At 47.7% G+C, this 25,312-nt stretch carries 28 protein-coding genes; 7 read left to right on the top strand and 21 right to left on the bottom strand.

Going from position 1 to position 25,312, the window contains the following annotated elements:
• Nucleotides 1-9: 9 nt before the first annotated feature.
• The 19 genes from WH43_RS01410 to flgB all read right to left on the bottom strand — a co-directional run bounded on the left by WH43_RS01410 (nucleotide 10) and on the right by flgB (nucleotide 15,705).
• Nucleotides 10-729: a FliA/WhiG family RNA polymerase sigma factor gene (locus tag WH43_RS01410; RefSeq protein ID WP_053422878.1), complete on the bottom strand. Its 720-nt coding sequence runs from the start codon at nucleotides 727-729 to the stop codon at nucleotides 10-12.
• 8 nt (nucleotides 730-737) lie between these two features.
• Entirely contained in the window at nucleotides 738-1,169 is a 432-nt protein-coding gene (locus WH43_RS01415) for a flagellar basal body-associated FliL family protein (RefSeq protein WP_082335624.1), read from the bottom strand.
• Between the two features lie 22 nt (nucleotides 1,170-1,191).
• Nucleotides 1,192-2,412, bottom strand: coding sequence for a flagellar hook-length control protein FliK (locus WH43_RS01420; RefSeq protein ID WP_053422880.1), 1,221 nt, complete (start codon nucleotides 2,410-2,412; stop codon nucleotides 1,192-1,194).
• The gene (locus tag WH43_RS01425) at nucleotides 2,412-2,747 is read right to left on the bottom strand and encodes a hypothetical protein (protein ID WP_053422881.1); all 336 of its coding nucleotides are present in this window, start codon (nucleotides 2,745-2,747) and stop codon (nucleotides 2,412-2,414) included. The genes WH43_RS01420 and WH43_RS01425 overlap by 1 nt, the downstream gene beginning before the upstream one ends.
• Before the next feature lie 230 nt (nucleotides 2,748-2,977).
• A complete protein-coding gene (fliS, locus tag WH43_RS01430) occupies nucleotides 2,978-3,367 on the bottom strand; it encodes a flagellar export chaperone FliS (protein ID WP_053422882.1) in 390 nt (129 codons plus the stop codon).
• 13 nt (nucleotides 3,368-3,380) lie between these two features.
• Nucleotides 3,381-4,670, bottom strand: a complete 1,290-nt coding sequence (gene fliD / locus WH43_RS01435) for a flagellar filament capping protein FliD (protein WP_053422883.1) — start codon at nucleotides 4,668-4,670, stop codon at nucleotides 3,381-3,383.
• Between the two features lie 90 nt (nucleotides 4,671-4,760).
• Nucleotides 4,761-5,636: a flagellin N-terminal helical domain-containing protein gene (locus tag WH43_RS01440; RefSeq protein ID WP_053422884.1), complete on the bottom strand. Its 876-nt coding sequence runs from the start codon at nucleotides 5,634-5,636 to the stop codon at nucleotides 4,761-4,763.
• Between the two features lie 154 nt (nucleotides 5,637-5,790).
• Nucleotides 5,791-6,804: a hypothetical protein gene (locus WH43_RS01445; protein ID WP_053422885.1), complete on the bottom strand. Its 1,014-nt coding sequence runs from the start codon at nucleotides 6,802-6,804 to the stop codon at nucleotides 5,791-5,793.
• A gap of 15 nt (nucleotides 6,805-6,819) precedes the next feature.
• Complete coding sequence (gene flgL, locus WH43_RS01450) at nucleotides 6,820-7,716, bottom strand: flagellar hook-associated protein FlgL (RefSeq protein WP_053422886.1); 897 nt, start codon at nucleotides 7,714-7,716, stop codon at nucleotides 6,820-6,822.
• 10 nt (nucleotides 7,717-7,726) lie between these two features.
• Entirely contained in the window at nucleotides 7,727-9,061 is a 1,335-nt protein-coding gene (gene flgK / locus WH43_RS01455) for a flagellar hook-associated protein FlgK (RefSeq protein WP_053422887.1), read from the bottom strand.
• On the bottom strand, nucleotides 9,058-9,495 hold the full coding sequence (locus WH43_RS01460; protein ID WP_053422888.1) for a rod-binding protein: 438 nt from the start codon (nucleotides 9,493-9,495) through the stop codon (nucleotides 9,058-9,060). The genes flgK and WH43_RS01460 overlap by 4 nt, the downstream gene beginning before the upstream one ends.
• Nucleotides 9,496-9,497: 2 nt before the next feature.
• On the bottom strand, nucleotides 9,498-10,601 hold the full coding sequence (locus WH43_RS01465) for a flagellar basal body P-ring protein FlgI (protein ID WP_053422889.1): 1,104 nt from the start codon (nucleotides 10,599-10,601) through the stop codon (nucleotides 9,498-9,500).
• An 11-nt stretch (nucleotides 10,602-10,612) separates the two neighbouring features.
• Nucleotides 10,613-11,284, bottom strand: a complete 672-nt coding sequence (gene flgH / locus WH43_RS01470) for a flagellar basal body L-ring protein FlgH (protein WP_053422890.1) — start codon at nucleotides 11,282-11,284, stop codon at nucleotides 10,613-10,615.
• Nucleotides 11,285-11,294: 10 nt separating this feature from the next.
• Nucleotides 11,295-12,080, bottom strand: coding sequence for a flagellar basal-body rod protein FlgG (gene flgG / locus WH43_RS01475; RefSeq protein WP_053422891.1), 786 nt, complete (start codon nucleotides 12,078-12,080; stop codon nucleotides 11,295-11,297).
• A gap of 13 nt (nucleotides 12,081-12,093) precedes the next feature.
• Nucleotides 12,094-12,822 (bottom strand): flagellar basal body rod protein FlgF, encoded by a 729-nt coding sequence (locus WH43_RS01480; RefSeq protein ID WP_053422892.1) that lies wholly within the window; start codon nucleotides 12,820-12,822, stop codon nucleotides 12,094-12,096.
• A 19-nt stretch (nucleotides 12,823-12,841) separates the two neighbouring features.
• Nucleotides 12,842-14,218: a flagellar hook-basal body complex protein gene (locus tag WH43_RS01485; protein ID WP_053422893.1), complete on the bottom strand. Its 1,377-nt coding sequence runs from the start codon at nucleotides 14,216-14,218 to the stop codon at nucleotides 12,842-12,844.
• Nucleotides 14,219-14,229: 11 nt separating this feature from the next.
• Nucleotides 14,230-14,901, bottom strand: coding sequence for a flagellar hook assembly protein FlgD (locus tag WH43_RS01490; protein ID WP_053422894.1), 672 nt, complete (start codon nucleotides 14,899-14,901; stop codon nucleotides 14,230-14,232).
• A gap of 10 nt (nucleotides 14,902-14,911) precedes the next feature.
• Entirely contained in the window at nucleotides 14,912-15,328 is a 417-nt protein-coding gene (gene flgC, locus WH43_RS01495; RefSeq protein ID WP_053422895.1) for a flagellar basal body rod protein FlgC, read from the bottom strand.
• A gap of 2 nt (nucleotides 15,329-15,330) precedes the next feature.
• Nucleotides 15,331-15,705, bottom strand: a complete 375-nt coding sequence (gene flgB / locus WH43_RS01500; RefSeq protein ID WP_053422896.1) for a flagellar basal body rod protein FlgB — start codon at nucleotides 15,703-15,705, stop codon at nucleotides 15,331-15,333.
• 79 nt (nucleotides 15,706-15,784) lie between these two features.
• Between flgB and flgA the strand changes: the two genes are divergently transcribed.
• From flgA to flgN, 3 genes are all read left to right on the top strand, one after another.
• Complete coding sequence (gene flgA / locus WH43_RS01505; protein ID WP_053422897.1) at nucleotides 15,785-16,543, top strand: flagellar basal body P-ring formation chaperone FlgA; 759 nt, start codon at nucleotides 15,785-15,787, stop codon at nucleotides 16,541-16,543.
• Between the two features lie 84 nt (nucleotides 16,544-16,627).
• The gene (gene flgM / locus WH43_RS01510) at nucleotides 16,628-16,915 is read left to right on the top strand and encodes a flagellar biosynthesis anti-sigma factor FlgM (RefSeq protein ID WP_053422898.1); all 288 of its coding nucleotides are present in this window, start codon (nucleotides 16,628-16,630) and stop codon (nucleotides 16,913-16,915) included.
• Nucleotides 16,912-17,346 (top strand): flagellar export chaperone FlgN, encoded by a 435-nt coding sequence (flgN, locus tag WH43_RS01515; protein ID WP_053422899.1) that lies wholly within the window; start codon nucleotides 16,912-16,914, stop codon nucleotides 17,344-17,346. The genes flgM and flgN overlap by 4 nt, the downstream gene beginning before the upstream one ends.
• Here the strand turns inward: flgN and WH43_RS01520 are convergent.
• Nucleotides 17,343-18,545 carry an acyltransferase family protein gene (locus tag WH43_RS01520; RefSeq protein WP_053422900.1) on the bottom strand — a complete coding sequence of 401 codons (1,203 nt, stop codon included), beginning with the start codon at nucleotides 18,543-18,545 and terminating at the stop codon, nucleotides 17,343-17,345. The genes flgN and WH43_RS01520 overlap by 4 nt on opposite strands.
• Nucleotides 18,546-18,669: 124 nt before the next feature.
• On the opposite strand from WH43_RS01520, the gene WH43_RS01525 reads away from it, so the two are divergent.
• Nucleotides 18,670-19,563 (top strand): LytR/AlgR family response regulator transcription factor, encoded by an 894-nt coding sequence (locus WH43_RS01525; protein ID WP_286049386.1) that lies wholly within the window; start codon nucleotides 18,670-18,672, stop codon nucleotides 19,561-19,563.
• Nucleotides 19,564-19,779: 216 nt separating this feature from the next.
• Here WH43_RS01525 and WH43_RS01530 read toward each other — a convergent pair whose 3' ends face one another.
• Nucleotides 19,780-20,730 carry a LysR family transcriptional regulator gene (locus WH43_RS01530; RefSeq protein WP_053422902.1) on the bottom strand — a complete coding sequence of 317 codons (951 nt, stop codon included), beginning with the start codon at nucleotides 20,728-20,730 and terminating at the stop codon, nucleotides 19,780-19,782.
• A gap of 98 nt (nucleotides 20,731-20,828) precedes the next feature.
• On the opposite strand from WH43_RS01530, the gene WH43_RS01535 reads away from it, so the two are divergent.
• The 3 genes from WH43_RS01535 to WH43_RS01545 all read left to right on the top strand — a co-directional run bounded on the left by WH43_RS01535 (nucleotide 20,829) and on the right by WH43_RS01545 (nucleotide 25,312).
• Complete coding sequence (locus WH43_RS01535; RefSeq protein WP_053422903.1) at nucleotides 20,829-21,263, top strand: DMT family transporter; 435 nt, start codon at nucleotides 20,829-20,831, stop codon at nucleotides 21,261-21,263.
• A gap of 9 nt (nucleotides 21,264-21,272) precedes the next feature.
• The gene (locus WH43_RS01540) at nucleotides 21,273-21,752 is read left to right on the top strand and encodes a DMT family transporter (RefSeq protein WP_053422904.1); all 480 of its coding nucleotides are present in this window, start codon (nucleotides 21,273-21,275) and stop codon (nucleotides 21,750-21,752) included.
• Nucleotides 21,753-22,222: 470 nt separating this feature from the next.
• A complete protein-coding gene (locus WH43_RS01545) occupies nucleotides 22,223-25,312 on the top strand; it encodes a TonB-dependent receptor (protein WP_082335625.1) in 3,090 nt (1,029 codons plus the stop codon).

The following is a 25,312-nucleotide window of genomic DNA, read 5'->3' on the forward strand; positions in this document are numbered from 1 at the left end:
TCCGTCCTTTTACCACTGGGCCAGTTTTTTATTCAGTAAATCAATAGCGTGCTTATGCAGCTGGCAAACTCTGGACTCGGTCAGCTCCAACACCAGCGCGATTTCTTTCATATTCAGCTCATGGCTGTAATACAGATGCAGCAACAAACGGCAGCGCTCCGGCAGTGATGCCATAGCTTTTTTTAACGACAACTTGAGCTCCAGTGCCGACAGACTGGTTGCACCTAACTGTTCGTGTTGCTGCTGTTCCAGTAATTGATCCAGACTTTCCATCGATTCAGCCTGAGTCAAATACATCAACTCGGACAACTGAGCCGCATCAATCTTTAAATGTTTGCCTAACTCGTCATGGCTTGGAACCCGGCCCAGCGTTTTAGTCAGCTCACGGCTGGCGTCACGAAACTGATGGGCTTGCTGGCGTAATTGCCGCGGACGCCAGTCGGTCCGACGAAACTCATCCAGCATGGCGCCACGAATACGCTTAAAGGCGTATGCTTCAAAAAACTCATCCGGGGCTTTGCCGTAGCGTCGTAACGCGGACAACAACCCCAGCAAACCTATTTGCTGTAAATCATCGGAATCCACCACTGGCCCTAATAAAGAACGCAAATGACCTGCGGCTCGTTTCACCAGAAAGCTATAGTGGCCCAGCAGCTGGTTTTCATTGCTGACAGCCAGAGCCGATGAGCTTTGTGTTGCAGTATCTGACCAGAGACTTTCCGCCAGCATCGCAGTACCTACTGAATAAAAATGTTAGTGATCAGCACGTTATCCAGCTGATCTTCAAACTTGTTGTCAGCAAGTGTTTGGTTAAAGCGGTTGAGTAACAGCTTTTGCACTTCTTCAATTTGCTGCATTGCCAGTTTCACTTCCAGATGACTACTTTTGGCAAAATGCTCCACCATAGCGTTACGTAATAAAGGAGTGGCTTCTTTTAAAGCAGTAACAGTATCTGGCTTATGGGTGACCAGCGTCAGCTCCAACACCAGATAACGGGAATTCGGATCGCTGTTAACGCTCATCACGAATTTTTCCATCGGGAAGAACAGTGGTTTTACACTGAGTTCCTGAACTACTGTTTTCGCTTGTTCTGCCTGAAACCAATAAAAACCTGCGGTGCCCAAGGCCCCAACCAATAAAACTCCAAGTAATACCACCATCTTATTCATTGGTTCTTCCCTTTTATCCTTGTTAAACCAGTTGATTCACTAAATTCAGTTTGTTGGGTTGTGTGGCTTCAGTCAGGGCTATTTCAGGCTCTGCATGAAAATTTGACTCAAGCTGTTGCACCAGGTGTTGTGGTGCTTTTTGCTGTTGCTGTTGCGAAGAGCTATCAGACCCCATCCGCAGTTCAATCTGTACATCAGCGCCTAATTTTTGTTGCAAGCTGGCTCTTAATAACTCCAGACCTTGCCCCATCGCATCGCGTAATTGCGTATTACTGCTGTGCATCTGTACTGTCAGGCGATCCCCATCCAGCTGCACTGACAATTCGATACTGCCTAAGGAAGGAGGGTCGAGCCGGATCATGGCTTTGTTCACGTTTAAACCCAGTTGCAGATCGACTTTGTCGGCAAGCATCTGCAGCAGGCGTTGGCCGAAGTGCTGACTTTGTGCAGGTAATGGATCAGCTTGCCAGACAGGTAAAGCAGACACCGCAGCACCAGCAGCCGAAGCGACAGCAGCAGTAGGGGCAAGCAGATCAGTGATGTTCGTTGTCTGATGCAAAGCTGCGGTCTTATTCTGATTTGCATTCAGCAGGCCGTTTTGGCTGAAATTAAATAACCCGGCACTCATTGCTGCATTTTGAGAGTTCTGTTGTAACGGCTTCAGTGCAGGCCAAAGATCCTGCGATTCAGTCAAATCCTGTGGTAACACAGCCTGACTTGCAGCAGCATCAGAGGCAGACTGTTGCGGCAATAGGCCTGGCATGATCAAAGGTGCAACCAGAGCCGAAGACTGCTGTGATTGGAGAAGCCCAGCTGCTGGCAAAGGGTTCTGGCTGGAAACAGCGCCGGCAGATGAAGATAAAGCTGATAAAGAGAGCGGAAGCCATTCTGCGGATCCTTCCGCTTGTGCAGAGCTCAAATCGCTCGTCATCAGAGAAGGTAGCGTTGTCGTATTCACCAACATAGCATCGAATTCAACCAACAAAGGTGCTGGTACCAGGCTTTGACTCAGACTTTGCACTTGACCCTGGTCAAGCAACTCTGCTGCTGTAGCCTCTGATAATTGCTGCATTTCGCTGTCCAGCTGGCTCAGCGCAGTTTCCATACCGGTCAGCAAAGCTGCTAAATCCTCAGAATAAGACTGCTGCTGACCTTCGGAATAATCCGTCAGCGCGGACTGTCCGCCGATGCCGCCCTGAGGCAAAGCAACCGGAGTCAACAAAGCAAATACCGGCATTGTCATCAGCTTTTCATCTCCATCAGTGCTTCAGTCGTCTGTTGGTAAGCCACCACAGCGGTTTTATTGTCCTGAAAACGTTGCATCTTTTGCTCTAACATTTGCTGCTGGCGTTTAGCCAGTTGCAGCAAGGCCTTATAACGTTGTTTAACCAGCTGTAATTCCACTTTCAACTCGTGATATTCCGCAGCTTGTTTGATCTGTTGCACCAAAGTGCTGATTTGACGATCGCAGTCCTGTACCTGCAGCCATTTACCCGCAACCATAGCTTGTTGCATCTGCAACAACAGGTGTTGGATCTGCATCAAGGCAGGGTTAGACTTCGCTACATACACAGACATCAGGTTCACCAAATTACCGAATCACCAACTGATTCAGCAAAAAGCACGCCACAAAATATCTATATGATTTATAAGGGATTAATAAGAATTAAACTTAGGAGGAGGAAGTAAAACTTCCGCAGGGCGGAACTGGGTAAAAAATTAGTTCCTCTATGAAATGCAAATTCGGGTTAGAGGCACATTAAACCGCAGTTTAACTTGCCTCTAACCCGAACCTGATCAAAAAGATACTAGGCCTTGTTCAGTAAACCTTGCCAGCCTTCTTGTAAGTTGGTCATGACTTCCCGCACATGCTCCAGTTCAGCAACATTATTTTTCATGCTGGCACGTAAAATACTGTGGCCACAATGCTGATACAAGTTGTGCATATTCAGCGCAACTTCGCCGCCTTTCTCCTGATCCAACGAAGCATCCAGGCCACCGAGAATTTTGAGTAACTTCTCGACACCAGCGGCTTTTTTATCGAATCTTTTGGCCTGAATATGGCCTTCTACGCGAGCCAGTTCATCCAAAAAACCTTCAAACAGCATCAACACCAGACTATGAATATCTGCACCTGAGGCTTTTACATTGACACTGGTATGTTGATAGGCCTGATAACCCTGAGCAAAATCTAACATCACTGAACCTCTGTTAACCAAACTGCGACATTGAGCTTTCTAACTGTGCTATGGTCACCTGCATTTGAGTGAACTGCGACAGATAGCGCTTGTACACTAAGTCCATGGAATAATCGTGCCGTTTTTGTTTTTCCGTCACCATATCAAGGCTGGCTTGCAAGGTTTGTTGCTTGTCTTTCATTAAGCCAAATCTTTTTGTGTAAGGCTCAAGTGAATCCTGTATGCCACTGAACAAACTGTTATCAGCAACCAGCATTTGTTCCACTTTGGCCGGATTCTCCGCTAAAGCTTGGGTCATCTTTTCACTGTTGACTGATAACACGCCATTACGGTCAAACTCGATCCCTACACTGCTTAAAGTGGCACCCTGATAAAGTTTCTGGAAAGACTGGCGCATCTGACTGCTGATGCTACGAGCCATAGTGTCCGATTTCAGCGAAGGGTCGGCATTGATTTGTTTCACCAATGCATTGTAACTGTCGACAAACTTTTTCAGTTTATCCTCTACCGCTTTTGGATCCTGTTGTACTGAAATTTGTACCGGCTGATCGGTTCCGGCCTGCATCTTCTTTAAGTCGATAGTCACGCCTGCAATAACGTCTTCGAGTTTGTTGCTGGCCGATGTCACAGTAATAGGATTCTGCGCGCCCACTTTGACTATGGCATCCTGGGCAGCTTTTAATTCTGTTGCTGCTGTCACTGCAGCACCTATGTCTGCACCTGAAGTGTCAGCACCAGGCACAAAATTCATACTGATGGCATTGGCTGCACCCGACTCTTTACTGGTTAACACCAGATAAGACTGAGTGCCGCTGCGCATCACAGTCGCCTGCACACCGCTATTGTCTGCTGCATTGTTAATAGCAGATGCTAAATCGGTCAGGCCAGCATTGGCTGGTAATGTAGATAAATCCACAGCAAAAGATTCGCCCGCTACTGTGAGCTCAAATTGTCCGTCAGCAGGTAAAGTGTCGGTGCTGTTAAAAGACAGCGACATCTGATGATTTTGTGCCAGTTGTTGGACGAAAATTTCATAGTTACCAGCTACAGCCTCACTGCCGGCTGTCACTGACAATACGGTGTCTGCACTGGTACTGGCCGTATTGCTCAATAATTCTTTGTCTTTGGTAAAGCTTTCCAGCAAGTCTTGCATAGATCCCAAAGAGGTCTCCAACTTCTGGTAAGACGACAGTAAAGTGGTAAAACGGGTCTGTTGTGCCTTCAGCACACCATCTTTACTTGAGCGCTCAATCTGAGTGTACTGCTGCGCCAGATAAGCCGGGTCGATACTGGAGAATGCCATGTCGTCTTCCTGCAAAACGCTTGAATGAAAACCCCACTAAGCCGAAACTTAGTGGGGCGCGGTTGGAGCTATCCATAGCCCCGGGCTCGATTAACGTAACAGCTGGCTTACCATTTGAGTGGTAGAGTTGGCAGTGCTCAGTACAGAAATACCTGAGTTCAGTAACAACTGCTGTTTAGTCATGTTAGAAGTTTCTTTGGCAAAATCTGCATCCATCAACTGGTCACGAGCTGAACCCGTGTTCTCAGTCATGTTGGATAAGTTATTGATAGTGTGATCTAAACGGTTCATGCTGGCACCCAGCTTAGAACGGGCAGCACCGATGTTCGCGATAAAGCTGTCCAGAGAATCAATCTCCGTACGCGCATTAGTCTGTGAAGTGGCAGCGTCCGTGTCCCACGCTAAGTCCAATAAATCACCAGCAGCGCCGCCTGTTACGCTAGTACGGATGTCTCCAACTTCAGTATCAATATCAACGGTTAAAATTTCAGCGGACGATGCACCGATTTGAAATGTAACGTCTGCGACGAATTTGCCAGTAGTATCTGCAAATAAATTTGTACCGCTACCAAACGAAGTATTATTCAAAATATTAGTCAGCTCAGATTTAAGCGCCGTATATTCAGAATCAAAAGCGGCATACTCAGTTTCTGAGTTCGTACCGTTGGCAGCCTGAGTCGCCAGTTCTTTCATACGAAAAGCAATGTTGGTCATCTCATCAAACGCGCCTTCAGCAGTTTGCAGCATAGAGTTTGCGTTGTTAGCGTTGTTGATTGCAGTTTCCTGACCTACTAACTGAGCGCTCAGACGACTGGCGATTTGTAAGCCTGCAGCATCATCTTTTGCTGAGTTGATACGGTAGCCAGTACCTAAACGTTCTAAAGCCACAGATAAACCATCGTTAGTACGGTTTAACTGGTTACGGATTGTAGTTGCAGCTGCGTTTGATTGAATTGATAAAGCCATTTGAGTTTGCTCCTATGCATGTTGCTCAAAACTATAAAGCGACACCTCAACACAGGAACTGAAATTTTTTTTCAATAATTTTTTAAACGGCTCAGATAAAAAAACGGCGCTGAACTGGTGACCAGTGCAGCGCCAAACTACAGGAAAGATCATTTCAATCAGCTAAGGCGAATTCCACTAAACTGCGTGTAACATTACCTTGCGCCATAATGGCGGATAAAGAGGAAGCAGCACCTTGTTGCATTTGTACTTTCAACTCCTGGCTAACCGCAGAAACCTGTTGTTCGCTTTGCTGACTGCCGGCCATACGCAATGCATTGAGTTTAGCCACCAGCACCTGACGCTCGGCCTGAACCTGCCGTAACATCTGTTGTAATTTTTGCTGCACCTGAGCCAGTTCAGCCTGATAAGCCTGCTGATTTTCCATCTGCTGCGCCTGTTGTGCCAGCACACTCAACTGGCCTTCAGGTTTTTGTAGTCTTAGCTGCACTGGGTTGCCAGCAGCAATACGAATACCTTCGCCCTGCATTTGCCAGGGCTGACTTAACAGATGACTTTGGCCGGCTGAGGCGCTGAACAACAACACAGGGCCTTGTTGTTTCAGTTCAATCTGATGTTTAGAAAATTCCTGCTGCATCATCGCCAGAGCGGCATCAGCCGATTGTCCTGCCGGAAAACTCAGTTGGATTTTTTGACCATTGGCCAGGCCAATACTGACTAACTCGGGTTGCTTACGTGGGCTTAATAAATCAATTTTGCTGTTTAGTTGCCACTGACTTTGGCCTGTGGGCTGGCTGCTTAACTGCAAGGCTGGCGTCAAAGCAGTGTTTTTTTGCTTTAGCTGATTTTCCAACTGTTGCAGTTGCTGACTGATCTGCTGCTTCTGGCCGATACTTTGCGGTAGCTCCAGCTGTTTTTTCAGCTGCTCTAACTGCTGATACACCTGACGAATTTGTTGTTCCGCCTGCTGGTTTTTTGCCAACTGGCGAGACACATCGGCACTGACACTCCAGCGACTCAAAGTATCCAGTTGCTGCTGCAATGCCCCAGTGCGGCTTGAAGCCGATTTGGTCTGTTCTGTTTCGACAGCCTGGGTTTTAACCGCTTTGCCCGCTGAATTCAGCGAGGCTGTGCTACTGGTTAGTTGTTTCAGGCTATCTATCAGCATGGCGCGATTCTCAACTTAAAGCTGACTAAACAAACTCAGCTGTGACACTGAACTGTAGACTTTTAAAGTAGATTCGTAAGACGCCAACGCATTATTCATCTCAATATAAGCGGACGGATAATGCACAGCTGTTAAATCATCCCGCAGATTTTCAGTGAACAGCGCTATATCCGTGTTGGTAAACTCCAGAGATTCCAGTGAACTGACGATACCACCTATTTTGGTGATAGCCGCAGTGGTATTGCCCAAAGTCGCACTGAGTTTATCCAGCATAGCGCGGGATTCTGTACCCACACCAGCAGCCGGAGGGGCCTGCAGCAAAGCCACATAATCCTGTAAATCATTCAGAAATGTCGCACCTGGTACTAAGTCACTGCCAACAATGTTGGCATCGACCAGTGTATTGGATGACACAGCCACTTTACGTACCAGCGAGTCGCCCTGATAAATATACTGACCTGTTACATCTTTTATAAAAGGTTGCTGATCAATTTCACTGCCGGCAAAAAGATGATTACCATTGCCATCTTTGGCGTTTAATAAATCGGCGATACCTGGCATTAATACCGCCAGCTCGTTGGCCATAGCTTTCAGTTCATCTTCACCATAAGAAGCATCAGCCGCTGCTGTCACTAAAGACTGCACAGACAAAAGTAAATTATTAATGCTACTTAACTGAGTTTCCTGCTGACTTAAGGTGTAAGTCACCAGTTCCATATTTTTGCCATACTGCTCCAGCGACGTCAGCTCTGAGTCCAGCCGCAATACCAACACGCTGCCCAGCGGGTCGTCTGATGGCTTAGTGATCCGCTCGTTGGTGGCCATTTGTACTGACAGTTGGCTGTATTTGGCACTGCTGGTCTGAATGTTCCGTATTGCTGTTTCATGGTACTGGCTGCTGCTTATACGCATCTTATTTTCCTCAGAACATCATCATCAGGGTGTCAAACATTTGCCCGGCGGTACTAATCACTTTGGCATTAGCCTCATACAACTGCTGGTAATACAACAAATTAGCAGCTTCTTCATCTCTATTAACACCACTGATGCTTTCGCGTGAAGCTACAGCTTTATCATTCAGCACCTGTGAGGTTTTGACACTGGCCTGTACCTGTTTACTTTGAATAGCCAGCTTACCGATCAGGCCGTCATAACCTGTGGCCACGCCTTTCATCGAGTCAATGACATTCACCAGATTGCTGTTATCACCTTTTCCGCCAGCAGGTAGCCAGCCACCGGCGCCATCCGATACCCGGCCACGAAACGCCAGCTCATCCGGACTCAAATCCGCATTCACTAAAATAGAACCTAAAGGATCGGCAGGATTAAAGGTGAATAAAGGCTCACCCACGTTGCCATTTAAATCAAAACCCTCGGCCAGCGCATCGTTGACCTGAGTGGCAATAGTGGTCACCAGATTACTTAATTCAGCGCGGGCCGGATCCAGTACTTCAGATTTAACCCGCAACAAGCCACCTAAACTACCCCCGGCCAACCCTGAAATTGGAAACTCTTGAGTATTAAAAGTTGAAGTCACCTCAGTCCCGGCTACAGACAATACAGCCGCCTTACCTGACATCACCAGTGGTGCACCATTGAGGGCAGAAATAGTCATAGAACCATTATCTTCCTGCATCACCTCAACCTGCACATAAGCAGACAGTCTGTTAATGGCCTGTTCTCGGGTGTCCAGCAACGTGGATGCATCGCGCCCTAACGCAATTTCTTTACTGATGTTCTGGTTTAAATCAGCCAGTTCCTGCAGCACTGAATTGACATTTTCTGTGACTGCTTTGAGCTCAAACTCCAGCTTGCGGACCTGACCTGTTAAAGCACCGTCTAACTGCTGTAAATCCTGCACCATCGCATTAGCCGACGAAATCACCTGTTGGCGATAAGCCGGGGATTCAGGCGCAGACAATGCAGCATTAAAAGCAGCGTTCAGCTCTGCGACCGCATCATTCAGATTCAGCGAGTCAGTGCCTAACACTTCTTCCAGATAACCCAGATAATCCTGATAACTTTCGTAATAATTTAAATCGGACTGAGTGCGCCAAATATCGGCATTGAGGAAGTTATCCACCACTCGCTCAAACTTAGTGACTTTGACGCCGTTAAGCGGACCATCGTTGGTTTGTAATACCACAGTTTGACGGCTATAGCCTTTGACTGCCGCATTGGATACGTTTTGACTAACCGCATTCAGCCCGGCATTGGCAGCGTTAAGTCCGGAGACTCCGTTCGATAACATACTCATTCAGTGCGCTCACTCTGACGAACCGGCACCTGCAAAGGCTGAGTTAAAGCCGCGGCACCATAATCCTGATACATAGACTCAGCGACAGCTTTGGCCTCTGGCTTAAATTTATTTTCAGAATTTTCCGAAGCCTGCGAAAATTGCTGCACTATTTGCTCAGCCAGACCGGTTTTACTGTTGCTGGCCATAGACTGCGCCATCTGACTGTCGTACATATCGCGGAACATCACTTGCTGATCACTGCTGAACATGCCTTCGTCGCCTGTCAGCGCATCGCTGGCAGAACGCATATTTTTCAGCACCATTTGCAAAAATAAGGTCTCAAACTGTTCTGCTACCTGCTGCAAAGACTCGCTCTCCGACTGGTTTTTACTGATCTGTTGACTAAACTGGGGGTCAAACGCCAGCTTCTGGCTCATGGCATCAAGTTTCATACTCAGATCACCACCACATCGGCATCCAGAGCGCCTGCTTTGTCCAAGGCTAATAAAATAGACATCAGTTCTGTTGGTGTTGCTCCCAGGCTGTTGACTGCTTGCACTATAGTGTCGAGCGAGGTGCCTTCTGGCCACACCATCATATTGGCGTTTTGTTGAGTCACATCCACACTGCTGTTTTGCAAAGGCACTGTTTCGCCTTGGCTGAATGGTAAAGGCTGGCTGGCGCCTTCCTGCTCACTGATGGTGATAGTTAAATTGCCATGACTGACAGCTGCACGTTTCACCCGTACTTCATCGCTAATCACCACAGTGCCGGTTCTGCTGTTAAAGACGACCCGGGGACGTTGCGAGCCTTCTTCCACTGTTAAGTCCTGCAGCATCGCCATAAAAGTAGTGCGATTATCGGCATCCCGTGGTGCACTGATCACCAGCTTTGACCAGTTTTCTGCCCGCGCCACTTTAGGACCAAACATCTCGTTGATTGCAGTCACGACATTGCGGGCTGTCTTGTAATTCGGCTTTTTCAGGTTCAGCACTAAATCGCCGTCCTGCTGCAAGTTTTCAATGCTGCGCTCAATAATGGCACCGCCAGGAATAATACCGGCTGTAGGCACATTGACCGTCACAGAGGAACCATTTAAACCTTCAGCTTTAATACCGCCGACCACTAAATTGCCCTGTGCTAATGCATAGACTTTACCGTCGACACCCCGCAGCGGAGTTAACATCAAACTACCGCCATGCAAACTTTTGGCATCGCCCAAAGACATAATGGTGACATCTATCGCCTGGCCCGGGCTTGCCATAGGAGGCAAAGTGGCCTGAACAGCCACAGCGGCAACGTTTTTAGATTTAGGTAATGAGGCCTCGTCCAGCTGCACACCAAATTGCTTCAGCATATTATTCAGTGACTGAGCGGCAAATTTAATCTGCGCTTTATCGCCTGAACCGGGTAAACCCACCACTAACCCGTATCCGACCAGTTGGTTATCCCGCACCCCCTGAATATCAACAATATCTAATAAGGGTCTTGTGGCAGCCTGAGTTTGCTGACTTAACAACAGCAAAACCACAGGGAGGATCAAACAAAACAAACGCATAAAGCCACCCGTTAAAATAAATTCAGGTAAGAAGAAAACAGCTTGGTGATCCAGCCGGGTTCAGCCGCATCCGCCATGCTGCCTTTACCGGCATAGGTAATACGGGCATCGGCGATACGCTGGGAAGAAATACGGTTGGTGACGTCAATATCATCGGGGCGGACTATGCCTTGCAGCCGGATATATTCATCGCCCTGATTCAGTTTGATCCACTTTTCACCGCGAATAGTTAAAGAGCCATTCGGCAACACTTCAGTCACCCGGACCGTGATAGCACCACGTAAAAAGTTCTGCTGACTGGCACTGCTTTCGCCTTCAAAGTTCTGCCCGTTGCGTAGTTGCATAGCTAAATCTGATACGTTGGCATTACCCAATAAAGGCACTCCCATAGAGATATCTGTGCTGCGATCCACAGCACTATCAGCGCTTTTACTGGATTGAGTGCGTTCGTTCAGCTCCACGGTCAGAATGTCACCCACTCTGTAGGCTCTTTTGTCTTCAAATAAGGTGAACATGTAAGACTCAGCATACAAGCTGCCGTCACTGGCAGGCTCTGCCTGCTGACTAACCAGAGGATTGGCAGCGCCACGTTCCCAATCGGCATCATCGGCCAGTGGACTGTCAGGCTTTGAGCTGCAGGCCGTCAGGCTAAACAACACAAACACCAGAAGAAAACGTAGCATAGTCAACCCCTTACATGCTCTGACTGATAAAGTTCAGCATATCGTCAGCCGCAGTCACCACTTTGGCATTCATTTCATAAGCCCGTTGCACTGCAATCATGTTGACCATTTCGTCTACCACACTGACGTTGGAACCTTCCAGCGTGTATTGCTGCAACTTACCTAAAGCTTCTTCACCTGGTATACCTTCCACCGCTTCACCTGAAGCTGCAGTAGCGCGGTACAAATTACCGCCCAGCACTTCAAGACCTGCCGGATTGACGAAGTTCACCGTTAATATCTGCCCTAAATCGACTAATTCATCCTGACCAGCCACTTTGGCTGTGACAGTGCCGTCCGTGCCAATAGTGACTTTGGTGGCATCCGGTGGGATCACAATATTTTGCGCCAGTGGCAAACCATTGCCATTGGTGATTAGCCCGTCTGAATTCAGATGAAACTGGCCGTTGCGCGAATACAGCAATTCGCCATCTGTATTTTCAATCTGGAAAAAACCCTGACCATCAATGGCGACATCCATTTGATTGCCTGTGGTTTCAGCGCTGCCATCGGTAAAAATCTTTTGAGTGCCATTGACCCGAACACCAGTACCTACCTGAATACCGGACGGCACCTGGTTTAATTCATCGGCTTGGGTGCCTGGTTGACGTTGCACCTGATAAAACAAATCTTCAAATACCACCCGGTCTTTTTTAAAACCTACTGTGTTGACGTTCGCCAGGTTGTTAGAAATGGTGGTCATGCGCATATCCTGCGCTGCTAAACCTGTTTTACTCACCCATAAAGCTGAATTCATTGCTGTGCTCCTCTTAACCGCTAATCAGTTTGTTGCCGGATACGGCCAGTTCATCTGCTGTTTTCATCATTTTCAGATTGAGCTCAAACTGACGGCTGATATTCATGGTACTGACCATCTCTTCGACGGCATTAACGTTGGAGCCTTCCAATACGCCGGAGCGTAAAGTGATATTTTCCGCCTGATCCAAAGGCTCGCCGTCAACAGCGCGGAATAAGCCATCGGCCCCTTTGACCATCACCGTATTGTCCGAGTCGACCAGCTTGATACGTTCCTGCTGTTCAATGACACCGCCACCGACAGGCAATAGGTTTAAGGTACCGTCCGGGCTGATATCAATATCGCCAAACTCAGGTAACTGAATAGCGGCAGCGCCCCCCATCACAGCAAAACCATTGACGGTGAGTTGACCATTAGCTCCTACCTGTAACTCGCCAGAGCGGGTATAAGCTTCATTGCCATTGGCATCCTGCACTGCAATAAAACCTTTGTCGCTGACGGCAACATCCAGATCGCGGCCGGTTTCCATCATGGCACCGGCTTGTAAATCAGTCGCCACCGGCATCAGCTGCGCCTGAAAACGGGTGCGGTAGCCTTCACCTGTGATTTGCAGCGACTTGGCTTGTTCCATATCGGCTTTAAAACCAACGGTATTGACGTTCGCCAAATTATTCGCCGTGATTCGAAGTGCGGTTTGGGCCAGCTCAGCCCCGGACACTGCGGTGTGGATCAAACGTTCCATAACCTAATCCTCTGAAGCCTTACACTGCGTTAAACAGCACTTGCATCATTTCATCTGCAGTACTGATGGTTTTGGCGTTGGCCTGATAACTTTGCTGGAACGACATTAAGTCGACCAATTGCTTACTGATATCAACGTTTGAGCCCATATAAGAGCCTGCCAGAATGCCGCCGAAACTACCTCCAGATGGCACACCTACTAAAGCTTCACCGGATTTTTGGCTGGCATACCAGGTGGTATTATTGGCGGTTTCTAACCCCTGAGGATTGGCAAAGTTAGCCAGCGCTATCTGGCCTTGTAGTTTCACTTCGCCGTTGGAGAAGGTGGCGTAGACTTCGCCATTTTCAGCTACAGCCACACCACTAAACTCACCTGAGGTATAGCCATCGGGATCGTTTTCATATAAACCAAAAGCGGAGCCAAATTGGGTGGTTTTTACTAAGTCCAGTTTGATGGACATGGCATCAGCGCCTGTCGGATTGAATGCCAGAGTGATTTCCCTTAATCCGGCAGGATCACTCACATTATTATCTTCGGTTGGAGCAGGTGTGGGTGTAAATAATGGCGAGAGCTGACCATCTGTACCAAAGCTCATACGCACTACCCCAACGTTATGCACTGCCGCTCCTGTGTCATCCAATGCTGAAGTTCTGTTAGCAACAGCAGCCCCAGTTGGTAAGTCGAGGTCGTTGGCAGACATAGGTTTGCCATCCATGTAATAAACAACATCCCATTGATTACCACCCACGTTGTTAAAATACTGGGTTAAGGTATGACTATTGCCCAAAGAGTCGAAAACTTCACTGGACTGCGAATAGTTGAACGAAGAGCCATCTTTTGGATCAAAAGACTGGGCTGCAGTAGGCACAGGAGTCGGAACTACGGCGTAGATTAACTTGTGATTCAATACATCACTACCCGAATTCAAATTCAGTGAAAAGTTAATATTGGTAGAAGCTTTAGCCGGGATATTACCCGCCTCAACTTTCAGATCAGTGAGCAAACCTGGGACTAAATTGCCCTGATCATCAATGCCATAGCCCTGCAATTTATCGCCATTATTAGTGACAATGCTGCGGTCACTGCCATCCATTTTAAACTGACCGGCCTGAGTGTAAGCCAGACGACCATTTTCGGAGATAATAAAAAAACCTTTGCCTGTGATGGCTAAATCCAGGCTTTGGCCAGTACCGACCAGATTGCCGGCTTTTTCAAAGTTTTCGCTGGTGGCTGAGACATTCACACCGTTGCGCTGACCGCCGCTGTACAAAGCAGAAAATTCAGTGCTGGTGGTTTTATAACCTGCAGTACCGGCGTTGGCGATATTGTTTGATGTCACTTCCAGTGCTTTTTGGGTCGAACTTAAGCCACTCAGGCCAATACTAAACATCGACATTATGCGGTTCCTTAACTCTGAGTTGTTTTAGACAACTGGTTGATATCAAAAAGGTAATGGTTACCTAAGCCGTTGACTTGCAAAATGATGTCGTCCGGGCCAGTGCCTACGGATACACGTTCCACTTCATTGGTCAGATAAGTCGGTACTTGTTGTTTGCTGTTATTGAGCTGGACTTCGGCCTGAATGCTGTAAGCACCGGCTTGTTGCTCAGGGAAGGCAAAACGCACTGTGCCTATGGCTGGGTTGTCCAGCGTCATTTCATCTGCCAGCACACCTTTGCTGTCATACAAACGCAGCACTACGCTGTCGACTTTGGCACCGAGGTTAATGGCGCCTTCGACTGTGTCATCCTGTTCCAGTGACAGAGTGTCGGCTTTGACATCCACCTTCTGGCCAACCAGACTGGTTGCTTCCATCGCCTGCATACTTTGCATGTATTTGATTTGCTGGCCGGACTGGATATTGAGGTTTTCTAAACTTTCCACGCTGCTGAATTCCGCCAGCTGGCTGACGTACTCTGTGCCATCCATAGGATTCAGCGGGTTTTGGTTACTGATTTGTGCCACCAAAAGCTCCAGAAACATGCTGGATAATCCAGCTGCATCGGTTTTACCATTGCTGGCGATTTGATCGCTGGATGTGGTCGTGCGCACAGGTGAGTTGTTATCCACAGCAGACATGGTTCAATCCTTATTGGCCCAGCTTCAGCAAACTTTGCTGCATGCTGGAGACTCGGTTCATCACTTCCACAGAGGTCTGGAAAGCACGGGAAGCAGACATCATGTCAGCCATTTCAGCGACTGGATTGACGTTGGAATAAAACACCATGCCATTGGCATCTGCCAGCGGACTGTTGGGTTCAAAACGTTGTTCGACAGTACGGTCAGATTTGACCACGCCTAAGGTTTGCACCTGAGCAGACATGGATCTGTTATCAAAATCCTGAGTATATAAAGCGGAGAACACTGGCTTAGTGGCGCGATAAGCTTCAGCCTCGCTGGAGGCCGCTGTGTCTGCATTGGCTAAATTCGAAGCCACTGTATCCAGACGCATCACCTGAGCACGCATAGCGCTGCCGCCTATGTCATAAATAGCGGAAAAAGACATGCTTATTCTCCCTTAATGGCTTTATGCAAGCCGTTAATTTTCATATTCAGAAAGGTCAGACTGGTTTGAAAGTCCATGCTGTTGGCAGCGAAATTCGCTTGCTCCACACTCAGCTCTGCCGTATTACCATCGGCCGACGGCTGGAAAGGTGTGCGGTATTTCAGCTCGTCTCGCACATCAGAGGCATTCATGCTGGCGCCATAAGGACTGGTTAAATCTGATTCGATAGTTTGCAAAATGCTTTGATAATCCAGATCACGGGCCTTAAAACCCGGCGTGTCGACATTGGCCAGATTGCCTGAGATAATCTCGGCTCTGTCGAGGCGAAGTTGCAGTGAAAACGGATGTACACCTAAAGCTTTGTTAAAAAATTCCATCTGAGTACTCTGTGAATGCAGCAGTAGTGGGGTTGGGAGGTACAAGCTTTATGCCATCATTAAAAGGCCATACAATTTAATGACTTACACTAAAACTATCGTAGAATCAGCTCTCAGAGCGGAAGTGCAGCTTCCGCTACGGAAGTGGTTATTTTTCCTCCTGCTGTGTTTTCCGCTGGCCGCTTTTGCGAATGCACAGCTGGAGCAACAGATCCGATCCCATATCAGTGCTGAAGTACAAACTTTTGCCCGCCAACTAGGTGCAAGAGGTCAGATCAAGCAGGAACTGGAACTCACTTTACCAGCGGGATTAGACAAACAAGGCCGTTGCAGCAGACTGGAGATCAGTCGCAGCAATAACCAGAAAGCCCCATGGGGCAGGGTTAGTTACAGTTTAAATTGCAAAGACAACAACAGCTGGCAAAGCAGGGCCACGGCCAAAGTCAGAGTCTGGTTGCCTGTAGTGGTCGCGAATCAGGCGATTCAAAAAAACCAAGTCTTAACTGAAGCCATGCTGGGCACCCGCCTGACCGAACTGACTCAGTCCAAACTCAGTATCGAATTACAACCTCAAGCTTTAGTGGGTATGCAAACCAAACGCCGGATCCAGGCCGGGCAAGTGATCAGCCGTCATCTGCTGGAACATAAACTCTTAGTGGAAAAAGGCAGCCATGTGCTTATTCGGGTGCAAACTCAGGGCTTTGAAGCCAGCACCAAAGGAGTGGCATTGGAAAACGGTCAATTAGGCCAGCGGATTAAGGTGCAGAATTTAAGCTCAGGCACTGTGCTCGAGGCCGATGTTGTGGCTGAAGCCACAGTACAAAGTATTTTTAAATAATATTAAAGTTTCCGTATCCAGCTGTCGCTTAACACAGATAGCAGCAGAATTTCGGATCAGGATCCGGTGAATCAGGTATCTATTATGGTAAAAATTGACCATTACAGTCAGGTGCAACCCCTGATCAAAACTGACCAGCAAGGCCAGAGTAGCCAGACAAAAAGTGCGGCCGCAGCGGCTCAGCCTGCTGAAGCGCAAGCTTCAATCAGCAGCACCACTCAAGCGGTGCAACAGGCCTTTGAGCAGTTGCAGCAACAAAGCGAAGTGGATATGGACAAAGTAGCCAAAATTAAACTGGCCTTGTCTGAAGGCTCACTGCAGCTGGATGATGACCAGTTAGTGCAAGCTATGCTGGATTTTCATAAAAAATGAATCAGACCGCTCTGAAGCATATCATTGCCGGCCTGCAGCATGATGCGGATTTGCTGCAGCAGCTAAGTCCAATGCTGCAAAAACAGTATGTGTTGATGAGCATGCGTCAAAGCAATGAATTGGAGCTGCTCAATCAAAAAGCGGCCATGCTGCTGGAGCAGTTACACCGTAATGCGACTGAGCGTTATCAGGCCATGAGCGTATTACGGCTTCAACCGACACAACAAGGTTTCGAACGCCTGTTATCTTCTTTGCCGGAAAAAATCCGCGAGGCCAGCCAGCAACTGCTGGACAAAGTGCAGCGTCATACCGAACTTTGCCAGCAACTCAACCAGAAAAACGGTGAACTGCTGGCGCACCAGCGCCAACTGATGCAAAACCTGTTGGGTATGGACAACAAAACCAGCTACCCGGATATGCCGCTGGGTTAAGCGGCTTGAGCCTGGCTTTGCCCCTCGGTGTTGCGAACAGGCGGTTTGAGGCCAAAACACCAGCTTAGTGCTGCAGAGCGACGTATCACTTCATAACCCAGCCAGCATCCTGCCACAGTCAATAGCAACACTAACGGAAACTCTGCCATGACGGGTATAGCCAAGGGTTTAAGCCAGCTGGCAAATAAAATAATTAAGGTCTGATGCAAAATATACCAGGGCAATATCGCGTCATTGCAATACCTCAACAGCGGGTTATTGATTATTGTCAGATAAGCGCCGGCATAACCTAAAACGGCCAGTAACCACAGCCAGTGGTTCAGGACCAATACAGAACCAAACACGGTGTTATGCAGAGTTTCGCTCTGGGTCGGGCCTGAATAATAGTCAAACCAGTCATTGCGTTCAGCGATAATCAGGAAATAGCAACACAGCGCTGTCAGCAACCATAACCTTCTATTCAAAACCAGCTGTTGCCACCACAGGTCCTGCCGGGCTAATAAAAACCCCGCGATAAACACCAGAAAATATTTAGCATGGTTATACCAGTCATCTACCAAAGCGTGAGTACTGGGAAAATCGGCCCTTAAAGTCCACCAGGCCCAAAACATCAGGCCTAACACCAGCACCAGGGCATAACGGCCTTGTAACTGCTGCAACCAGCCGGCTTGCGACATAGCGTTCAGCAACGGATAAAACACCAATACCAGCAGGCTGTAACACCATAAATACGGAATAAACCAGGCGTGGTTCCAGGTCAGTAAGCCAATAGGACTATGATGATCGGGCAATAAGTCGGTGACAGGATTGATGTACTGCCACCAGAACTGCAGATAACCTGGCTGGATCAGTTGCTGGCTTAAAGCCTCGTAATAAACTTGCGGCACTACGACAACAAACATGGTGAACAGCAAAGGGATCAATAACCTTTTGGAACGTAGCCCTAACAGTTTCAACCTGCTGATACGCGGCAAAACTAAACTCAGTGCCATACCAGAGAGCAGAAACAATAAAGACATACGCCATGGATTGGTCAGGATCATTAAGTCCTGCAGACCGGTAAAGGTCTGGGTGCTTTTAATATGCCAGCCCCAGTCGGCCACATAATACATACCAATGTGGTACAAAATCAGCAAAGCAAAAGCGATAGTGCGCAGCCAGTCGAGTTCGTATCGACGCGCGGTTAGTGATCGTGTCATTCTACTCATCCTATTGTGGTGTAATACTGGATTTGATTCTGTTTGTTGTGAACCCAAGCGCACAGGGTTGAATAGGTTAGTGGTGGAATTGAGGGATAAAAGGTGGTTGGTGGGGACGAACGCTGTGGCTAAAAACTGGTTTGAAAAATTTGAGCAACACAAGGTGCTGTATAGCTATGTAGCCTTTGCTTTGTATTTGCTGATCAACAACAGCATTAATGCCAGTTCGGTTTGGATGGAACACAACCGCGATCCTCTTTCTACGCTGCAATGGTGGGAGCCTCTGCTGTGGGAATACAGCAGCGCTATTGGTACTTTGCTGCTGACGCCGTTTTTAGTCTGGTTTTTTCACAAAGTACCACCCCGTTTTCACGCAGTGCGCTGGCAATTATTTCTGCATTTTGTCGCAAGTTTAGTGTTTTGTATTGGCCATATCAGCTTGATGGTCGTCCTGCGCAAGCTGGTGTATGGGCTACTTGGCCGGGGTTATGATTTTGGCCCCTTAGTCCGGGAATTCTTTTATGAATACCGTAAAGATGTCTGGGGTTATTTGTTTTTATTTACGTTGTTTCAGCTAGGACTTTTTGTTTATCGCCGCTTAAAGGGTGATGCCATGCTGATTGGCTCGGACCATAGCGAATACAGCGCCTCAGCAAGCCAAAACAACACTGCTCCTGAACATTTTCTGGTGCGTAAACTGGATAAAGAATTTTTGGTCAAAGTGGAGGATATTGACTGGTTAGAATCGTCCGGTAACTATGTCAACTTGCATAGCAAAGGCCGGATTTACCCGCTACGAGCCACGCTTGCCAGCACAGTGAATATACTGCAACACAAAGGCTTCAGCCGAATTCACCGCAGTCTGGCGGTGAATCATCATGCGATCCACAGCATCAGTTATGACCCCAGTGGTGATGGCGAAATTTTATTAAACAGCGGCGAGCGGCTGAATTTATCCAGACGCTATAAAGACGAATTCAGGTCTCGATGTCAGGCGGCGTCACTCAGGCAAAACTAAATTCCAGATTAATAATTACCCCTGCACCAGATTAAATAACGAAAAAATAGTGTTGGAGGTGGAGATAATGCCAATCTGCGCTTCGGAAACATGGCCAGACGTGGCAGTAGTTAAAGGCACTGAACCCGCCGGGCCAAAGCTTTAGCAACGACAATCAGGATGGAATTATGAATTGTTGTATCTTTATGTTTTGCCTTTATGGCCCCAACAGCAGATTTATTCCAACTGCCAATACAGCGGCGAGCCATAAACTTCAATAAAATAATCAATCAGCACACGCACATTCAGCGGCGGATGACGCACATGAGGGTAAATAGCAGCTATACACTGCGGTTCGGTTTTAATAGCGGCTTCATAGTCGGGCAACAACCGAACCAGTTTGCCTTGCTTCAGGCTGTCGCCAATCAGCCAGTCGGGAAACAGCACCAGGCCCATACCTGTCAGCGCTGCTGTATATAAGCTGTCCGCATTGTTGGAGGTTAAAATAGCCTTGACTGGCGCATGCACCCAATTGGTTTGTTTTTCACCCTGCTGTTTTTCCCGGAAGAGCCAGCGATTTGGCCCTGAAGATCCGCGATACACCAAAGCCTGATGCTGAGGAAGATCGGCTGGTGTTTTTGGTTCACCGTGTTTGTTTATATAGTCAGGAGAAGCCGCCAGATAATAAGTCTGCTGCCCGATAACCCGTGCATGAAAAGAAGAGTCAGCCAAAGCACCAATACGGAAAATAAGGTCGGCCGCTTCACGGTGAGGGTCAATAAAATCATCGGTTAAACTGAGCTCTATCTGTAACCTGGGGTATCTGTTGCTCAATTCCGCCAGCCAGGGCGCTATATGCTTCTGGCCAAAAAATACCGGCGCATTAACCCGAACCACACCGGCTGGCTGCAGTGTTTTGTCCTGTAACTCTTTTTGCGCTTCGCTCAACTGCTCAGCCATGGTTCGCGCATAGTCCGCAAAAATCCGCCCCGCTTCTGTTGGGATCACTGCCCTTGTATTGCGATAAAACAATTGTTGGCCCAGTGCATCTTCTAATTGCTGCACAGAACGCGACACCATAGAAGCTGACACCCCTTCCCTTCGCGCCACTATGGAAAAACTCTGTGCATCAAACACGCTGATAAAAAACAGCAAATTTCTGATGTTAATTGCATTTAAGTCATTCATTCGTGCAAATCCTGCAAAGGTAATTTCTGGATTATAGCGTTTTTCGCAACCAGGCACTGCTATATGCTGCGCCGCTTGAATCAGCAGCGGAGAAAGTTATGCAGATGTTGTTATTGCTACTGGTGGTAGCAGGTGGAATGGGATTGTCGGTGGAAGCGGGTTTACTAGGGCCATTGGGGCTTGAAGTGGGTAAGTTATGGGCCACTTTCAGTATTTTTGCTGTGGGTGCAGCCATCACTTTTCTGCTGATGCTGTTTTTTAGCCCACGTAACAGTCCGTCTTTTTTCGGCCAGCCGTCATGGCAACTGCTCGGTGGTGTTTTAGGGCCTGTTTATGTGGTGATTCTGACTCTGGCCACACCCATTATTGGCATAGCCATGACTATGGTCGGCATTTTGGCCGGTCAGGTGTTTAAAAGCTTAATCATTGATCACTATGGCTGGTTTGGGGTGCAACACCGCAGGATGGATACCAAACGTCTGATCGCATTATTTTTTATAGTGATTGCATTGATATTAATGGCCAAGAGTTAAGGAAAACCTATGACGATTTTAATGATTATTCTGGCGGTGATGGCTGGTGCAGTCTTAAGTATTCAGGCTGCTATTAATGGCCGTTTGGGCGCTCAGGTGGGGGTGTTTCGCTGTGCTTTTTTAACTTTTGCGTTAGGTGCATTAATCACAGCTTTATTGATCTTTTTCTTTGAACCTAAATACAGTATCACGCTGTTGGATGTACCTAAATGGCAATTACTCGGCGCACTCATGGGCGTGCCTTATATAGTGATTATGGTGTTTGCAGTGCAACGTATAGGCACTGCTATAGCCACAGTGGCGGTAATTTTTGGTCAGTTAACTATGAGTATGTTGATCGACCATTTTGGCTGGCTGGGTAACAGCGCCATGCCACTTTCAGAGCAGCGGCTCGGCGCTATTTTATGTCTGGGTGTAGCACTGTATTTCATTTATAGCAGTGGCAAAAACACCGCACCTAAGCCAAACAGTAACTTAGCTCAGGAATAAGTTCCCCGGCAGACCTCAGCTTGGCGTATTTACCGAGCTGAGGCCTTGGTTCATCGCTAAAGTAGCGACTAAAAACCGACCGAAAAGACACATCAGATCTGCACTTCTGTCTTTGCAACCACAATGACTCCTGCACTACCGCTCTTTATCCCTCTTGCGACAGATGATGATTTAGCTATACCTCCACACTAGCCTACACTTTTAACCGCTAAAGTCTTTGTTTGGTTTTTCACCAACTAAAAATATAAAAAAAAGCAAAAGACTAACGCATTTTGGCAACGTTAAATTTTCTTCACTGTCACTACAATTCAGCTTGGGGAGTTGGCAATTCGGCGTGGAAGTGGAGGAAGCCGGTAAGTTCAGCACCTTAAAAAAACAAACAACATAACGGCATTCAGCGGATGCAGTGCGTCTCGCTGGTTAGTTGTTTGATCCAGGTGACTATTACAAATCAAGAGGGTATGGATAGAATGAAGAATAATAAGATATTTACCAGAACCGCAGTGGCAAGGGCTGTCACCCTGCTACTGAGTGGCACTGCAGTACTGCCACTTTATGCGCAGGAAACTCAGCAAGCACAGGAAACCAAAGCAGCAGAAACCGCACCAGTTGAAATTATTGCGGTTTACGGTGTTCGCTCCAGTTTGCAACAAGCTGCAGAAATTAAACGGAATTCGATGGGGGTGGTCGACGCCATCTCTGCTGAAGATATAGGTAAGTTCCCTGATACCAACCTGGCGGAATCTCTGCAACGTATCTCAGGCGTATCTATCAGCCGCACTAACGGTGAAGGTACAGAAGTCACAGTACGGGGTTTTGGTGGTGACAATAACATGGTCACACTGAACGGCCGTACCATGCCAGCCGCCAATACCTACGCCGCGGGTTCAGGTGCAGATGGTTCAAGCCGTGGCGGTAGTGCCCGCGCTTTTGACTTTTCTAATCTGGCGTCTGAAAGTATCAGTGGTGTTGAAGTCTACAAAACCAGCAAAGCCAACGTCGCAACTGGTGGTATAGGCGCGACTTTAAATATCAAAACCAACCGTCCACTGGAAAACTCTGAAGATATCGCCAGCATAGGTGTAAAAGCTGCACATGACACCACCAACAGAGCTGGTGATGATGTGACGCCTGAAATTTCAGGTATTTTCAGCCACGCTGATGACGATGGTAAATTTGGTGTCAGCGTATCTGCCAGCCATCAACGACGTGATTCTGGTTATACAGGCGCGACAGTCAACGATTGGCAGGTAGGGTATTGGGATGATCTGGCCGACGCCGACCGCTTATGGAACAATGCGGACACACTAGTCACCAATGGTCCGGAACAAGGCCAGCTCTACGCCCGCCCTAACGATATTCGTTACGCATTTTCCGATTCACAACGTGAACGTGATAATGCCCAACTGACGCTACAATTTAAACCAACAGAAAAATTTACAGCAACAGGGGATTACACCTACGCTGAAAATAATATTGTTGAGCACAGAGGTGAAATCACTAACTGGGTGCAAACCGGTAGTAACACCAAAGAAATTGAATTTGATAACAATATTGTCAAAACTCCAACTTATATCAAGGAAGAGTATGCAAGTGCCGTGGATGAAGGCTACGAGCAACAATGGCGTGAACAAACCAATACGCTGAAGTCTGTAGGCTTAAACTTAGAGTACGACTACAACGATGATCTGACGTTTGTTTTTGATGCTCACGATTCCAAGATGCACAGCCGTGGTACAGGCCCACGGAATTCAGGTGAATTAGCAGTAGGTTTAGGTGCTCCTATAGTCGAATCCCGTGAATGGTTCTGGGGCGCGGATTTACCCACTTACCTGAACGTCTATAACGATGCAGCGCCAGGCAAAGGCGCCAATGCCAACGGCATGGTCGATGCCGGTGACGTAGGTTCATCTATTGCACGTATCCGTAACGCCAGTCAGGAAAGCGATATTCAGCAGTTTAAACTGGATGCCATTTACATGGTGGACAACGGCCGGTTCGACTTTGGTATCGAAATGCGCAATATGGAATCCCGTACCATTCAAACCGCCGGCAATAACATTGCTTTGGGTAACTGGAACGTAGGTAATCCTGGCGAGTTTGGCGATCTGATCCAACCATTTGATTTACCGGGAGAGTTCGACGATTTTACCGCTTTACCTGGCGGTTATGGTTTTATTGCTGACCCACGCGCTTTATACACCGCAGCTTTAGATCTGTATCCAGGCATTCCAACAGCTTCTGAAGCGTCTTTGTCTACTGACAATATAGTCAAAGAAGATACGATGGCTGCTTACTTCCAGATATCTTTGGGTGGTGAAATCGGCAAAATGCCATTTGATGTGCTCACTGGCTTACGTTACGAAGAGACTGAATCTGAATCCAGCTCACTGGTCAGCAGAAACTATTTCCGCTGGGAAGACAATAACGACATCGTCTCTTATGTCGACAGTACTGTACCGGCACAACCCTTTACTGCAGAAAACAAGTACGACTACTTGTTACCAAGCTTAGATTTTACCTTGCATCTGAGTGACGACTTGATCAGCCGTTTCTCCTTTAGCAAAACTATTGCCCGTGCAGGTTTAGGTAGCTTAGGTGTATCTGCGTCTAACTTTGGTGGTGGCGGTGGCTCAACGCTGTTAGGCGCTCAACCAACAGCCAACGCATCAAACCCTGCTCTGTTGCCACTGGAATCATCCAACTACGATTTATCGTTAGAATGGTACTACGACAATGGCAGCTATATGTCAGCTGGTTTATTCCAGAAAGACGTAGTGAACTTTATCGGTAGTCGTCAGGTAGACCAGCCCTTGTTAGGTATTCTTGACGTCACAGGTGGCCCTCGCGCTATTGCTGCGGCACAAGCTGTACAAGATGCAGGTTTCCCGCTGGATGATACTTATCTGTATGCGATGATGGTCTTTACTGAGTACCGTAACCATCCGGATATGATTGCCAAGTATGGTGCTAATCCACAGTTTACTGGTACTTCAGATCAAATTGACTTCCTGGCGAGCAATCCAGGTTTTGACTTAGTTGCAAATCCTGACGATCCGGAAATGGTATTCCGCACCAGCACACCGGATAACAACAGAGCCGCTAAAATCCACGGTGCCGAATTTGCAATTCAGCATTTCTTTGGTGAGACAGGCTTTGGTTTGCAGGCGAACTACACCATAGTCAGGGGCGACATTGGCTTTGATGTGAATGCCAACCCGGCTGAGTCTCAATTTGCATTATTAGGCCTGAGCGACACCGCCAACTTGATCGGTATTTACGAAAAAGATGGCTGGACAGCGCGGGTGGCCTGGAACTGGCGTGATGAGTATCTGGCAGAGGTCAACAAAGGCGGCTCGAACAACCCACGCTTTGAAGAAGCCTACTGGCAACTGGATACTAACCTCAGCTACGATGTAAACGATCAACTGACGGTGTTTATTGAAGCGCTGAATCTGACAGGTGAAGACAGTCGTTCTCATGCCCGCAACGAATCCATGTTGTGGTATCTGACAGACCTGGATGCACGTTATCAGGTAGGTATGCGTTACCAGTTCTAA

The sequence above is a fragment of the Rheinheimera sp. KL1 genome, assembly GCF_001275035.1.
GTDB classification, from domain to species: domain Bacteria; phylum Pseudomonadota; class Gammaproteobacteria; order Enterobacterales; family Alteromonadaceae; genus Pararheinheimera; species Pararheinheimera tangshanensis.

Excerpts from the sequence above, each read along its gene's own strand:
- WH43_RS01460 (WP_053422888.1), bottom strand. The coding sequence starts at position 9,495 with ATGAAACTTGATGCCATGAGCCAGAAGCTGGCGTTTGACCCCCAGTTT.
- WH43_RS01440 (WP_053422884.1), bottom strand. The coding sequence starts at position 5,636 with ATGGCTTTATCAATTCAATCAAACGCAGCTGCAACTACAATCCGTAAC.
- flgN (WP_053422899.1), top strand. The coding sequence starts at position 16,912 with ATGAATCAGACCGCTCTGAAGCATATCATTGCCGGCCTGCAGCATGAT.
- flgC (WP_053422895.1), bottom strand. The coding sequence starts at position 15,328 with ATGTCTTTTTCCGCTATTTATGACATAGGCGGCAGCGCTATGCGTGCT.
- fliD (WP_053422883.1), bottom strand. The coding sequence starts at position 4,670 with ATGGCATTCTCCAGTATCGACCCGGCTTATCTGGCGCAGCAGTACACT.
- WH43_RS01425 (WP_053422881.1), bottom strand. The coding sequence starts at position 2,747 with ATGTCTGTGTATGTAGCGAAGTCTAACCCTGCCTTGATGCAGATCCAA.
- WH43_RS01490 (WP_053422894.1), bottom strand. The coding sequence starts at position 14,901 with ATGTCTGCTGTGGATAACAACTCACCTGTGCGCACGACCACATCCAGC.
- flgB (WP_053422896.1), bottom strand. The coding sequence starts at position 15,705 with ATGGAATTTTTTAACAAAGCTTTAGGTGTACATCCGTTTTCACTGCAA.
- WH43_RS01485 (WP_053422893.1), bottom strand. The coding sequence starts at position 14,218 with ATGTCGATGTTTAGTATTGGCCTGAGTGGCTTAAGTTCGACCCAAAAA.
- WH43_RS01480 (WP_053422892.1), bottom strand. The coding sequence starts at position 12,822 with ATGGAACGTTTGATCCACACCGCAGTGTCCGGGGCTGAGCTGGCCCAA.
- WH43_RS01530 (WP_053422902.1), bottom strand. The coding sequence starts at position 20,730 with ATGAATGACTTAAATGCAATTAACATCAGAAATTTGCTGTTTTTTATC.
- flgK (WP_053422887.1), bottom strand. The coding sequence starts at position 9,061 with ATGAGTATGTTATCGAACGGAGTCTCCGGACTTAACGCTGCCAATGCC.
- WH43_RS01545 (WP_082335625.1), top strand. The coding sequence starts at position 22,223 with ATGAAGAATAATAAGATATTTACCAGAACCGCAGTGGCAAGGGCTGTC.
- WH43_RS01520 (WP_053422900.1), bottom strand. The coding sequence starts at position 18,545 with ATGACACGATCACTAACCGCGCGTCGATACGAACTCGACTGGCTGCGC.
- WH43_RS01410 (WP_053422878.1), bottom strand. The coding sequence starts at position 729 with ATGCTGGCGGAAAGTCTCTGGTCAGATACTGCAACACAAAGCTCATCG.
- flgH (WP_053422890.1), bottom strand. The coding sequence starts at position 11,284 with ATGCTACGTTTTCTTCTGGTGTTTGTGTTGTTTAGCCTGACGGCCTGC.
- flgL (WP_053422886.1), bottom strand. The coding sequence starts at position 7,716 with ATGCGTATAAGCAGCAGCCAGTACCATGAAACAGCAATACGGAACATT.
- WH43_RS01465 (WP_053422889.1), bottom strand. The coding sequence starts at position 10,601 with ATGCGTTTGTTTTGTTTGATCCTCCCTGTGGTTTTGCTGTTGTTAAGT.
- WH43_RS01540 (WP_053422904.1), top strand. The coding sequence starts at position 21,273 with ATGACGATTTTAATGATTATTCTGGCGGTGATGGCTGGTGCAGTCTTA.
- WH43_RS01420 (WP_053422880.1), bottom strand. The coding sequence starts at position 2,412 with ATGACAATGCCGGTATTTGCTTTGTTGACTCCGGTTGCTTTGCCTCAG.
- flgM (WP_053422898.1), top strand. The coding sequence starts at position 16,628 with ATGGTAAAAATTGACCATTACAGTCAGGTGCAACCCCTGATCAAAACT.
- WH43_RS01445 (WP_053422885.1), bottom strand. The coding sequence starts at position 6,804 with ATGCTGATAGATAGCCTGAAACAACTAACCAGTAGCACAGCCTCGCTG.
- fliS (WP_053422882.1), bottom strand. The coding sequence starts at position 3,367 with ATGTTAGATTTTGCTCAGGGTTATCAGGCCTATCAACATACCAGTGTC.
- flgG (WP_053422891.1), bottom strand. The coding sequence starts at position 12,080 with ATGAATTCAGCTTTATGGGTGAGTAAAACAGGTTTAGCAGCGCAGGAT.
- WH43_RS01415 (WP_082335624.1), bottom strand. The coding sequence starts at position 1,169 with ATGAATAAGATGGTGGTATTACTTGGAGTTTTATTGGTTGGGGCCTTG.
- WH43_RS01535 (WP_053422903.1), top strand. The coding sequence starts at position 20,829 with ATGCAGATGTTGTTATTGCTACTGGTGGTAGCAGGTGGAATGGGATTG.
- flgA (WP_053422897.1), top strand. The coding sequence starts at position 15,785 with ATGACTTACACTAAAACTATCGTAGAATCAGCTCTCAGAGCGGAAGTG.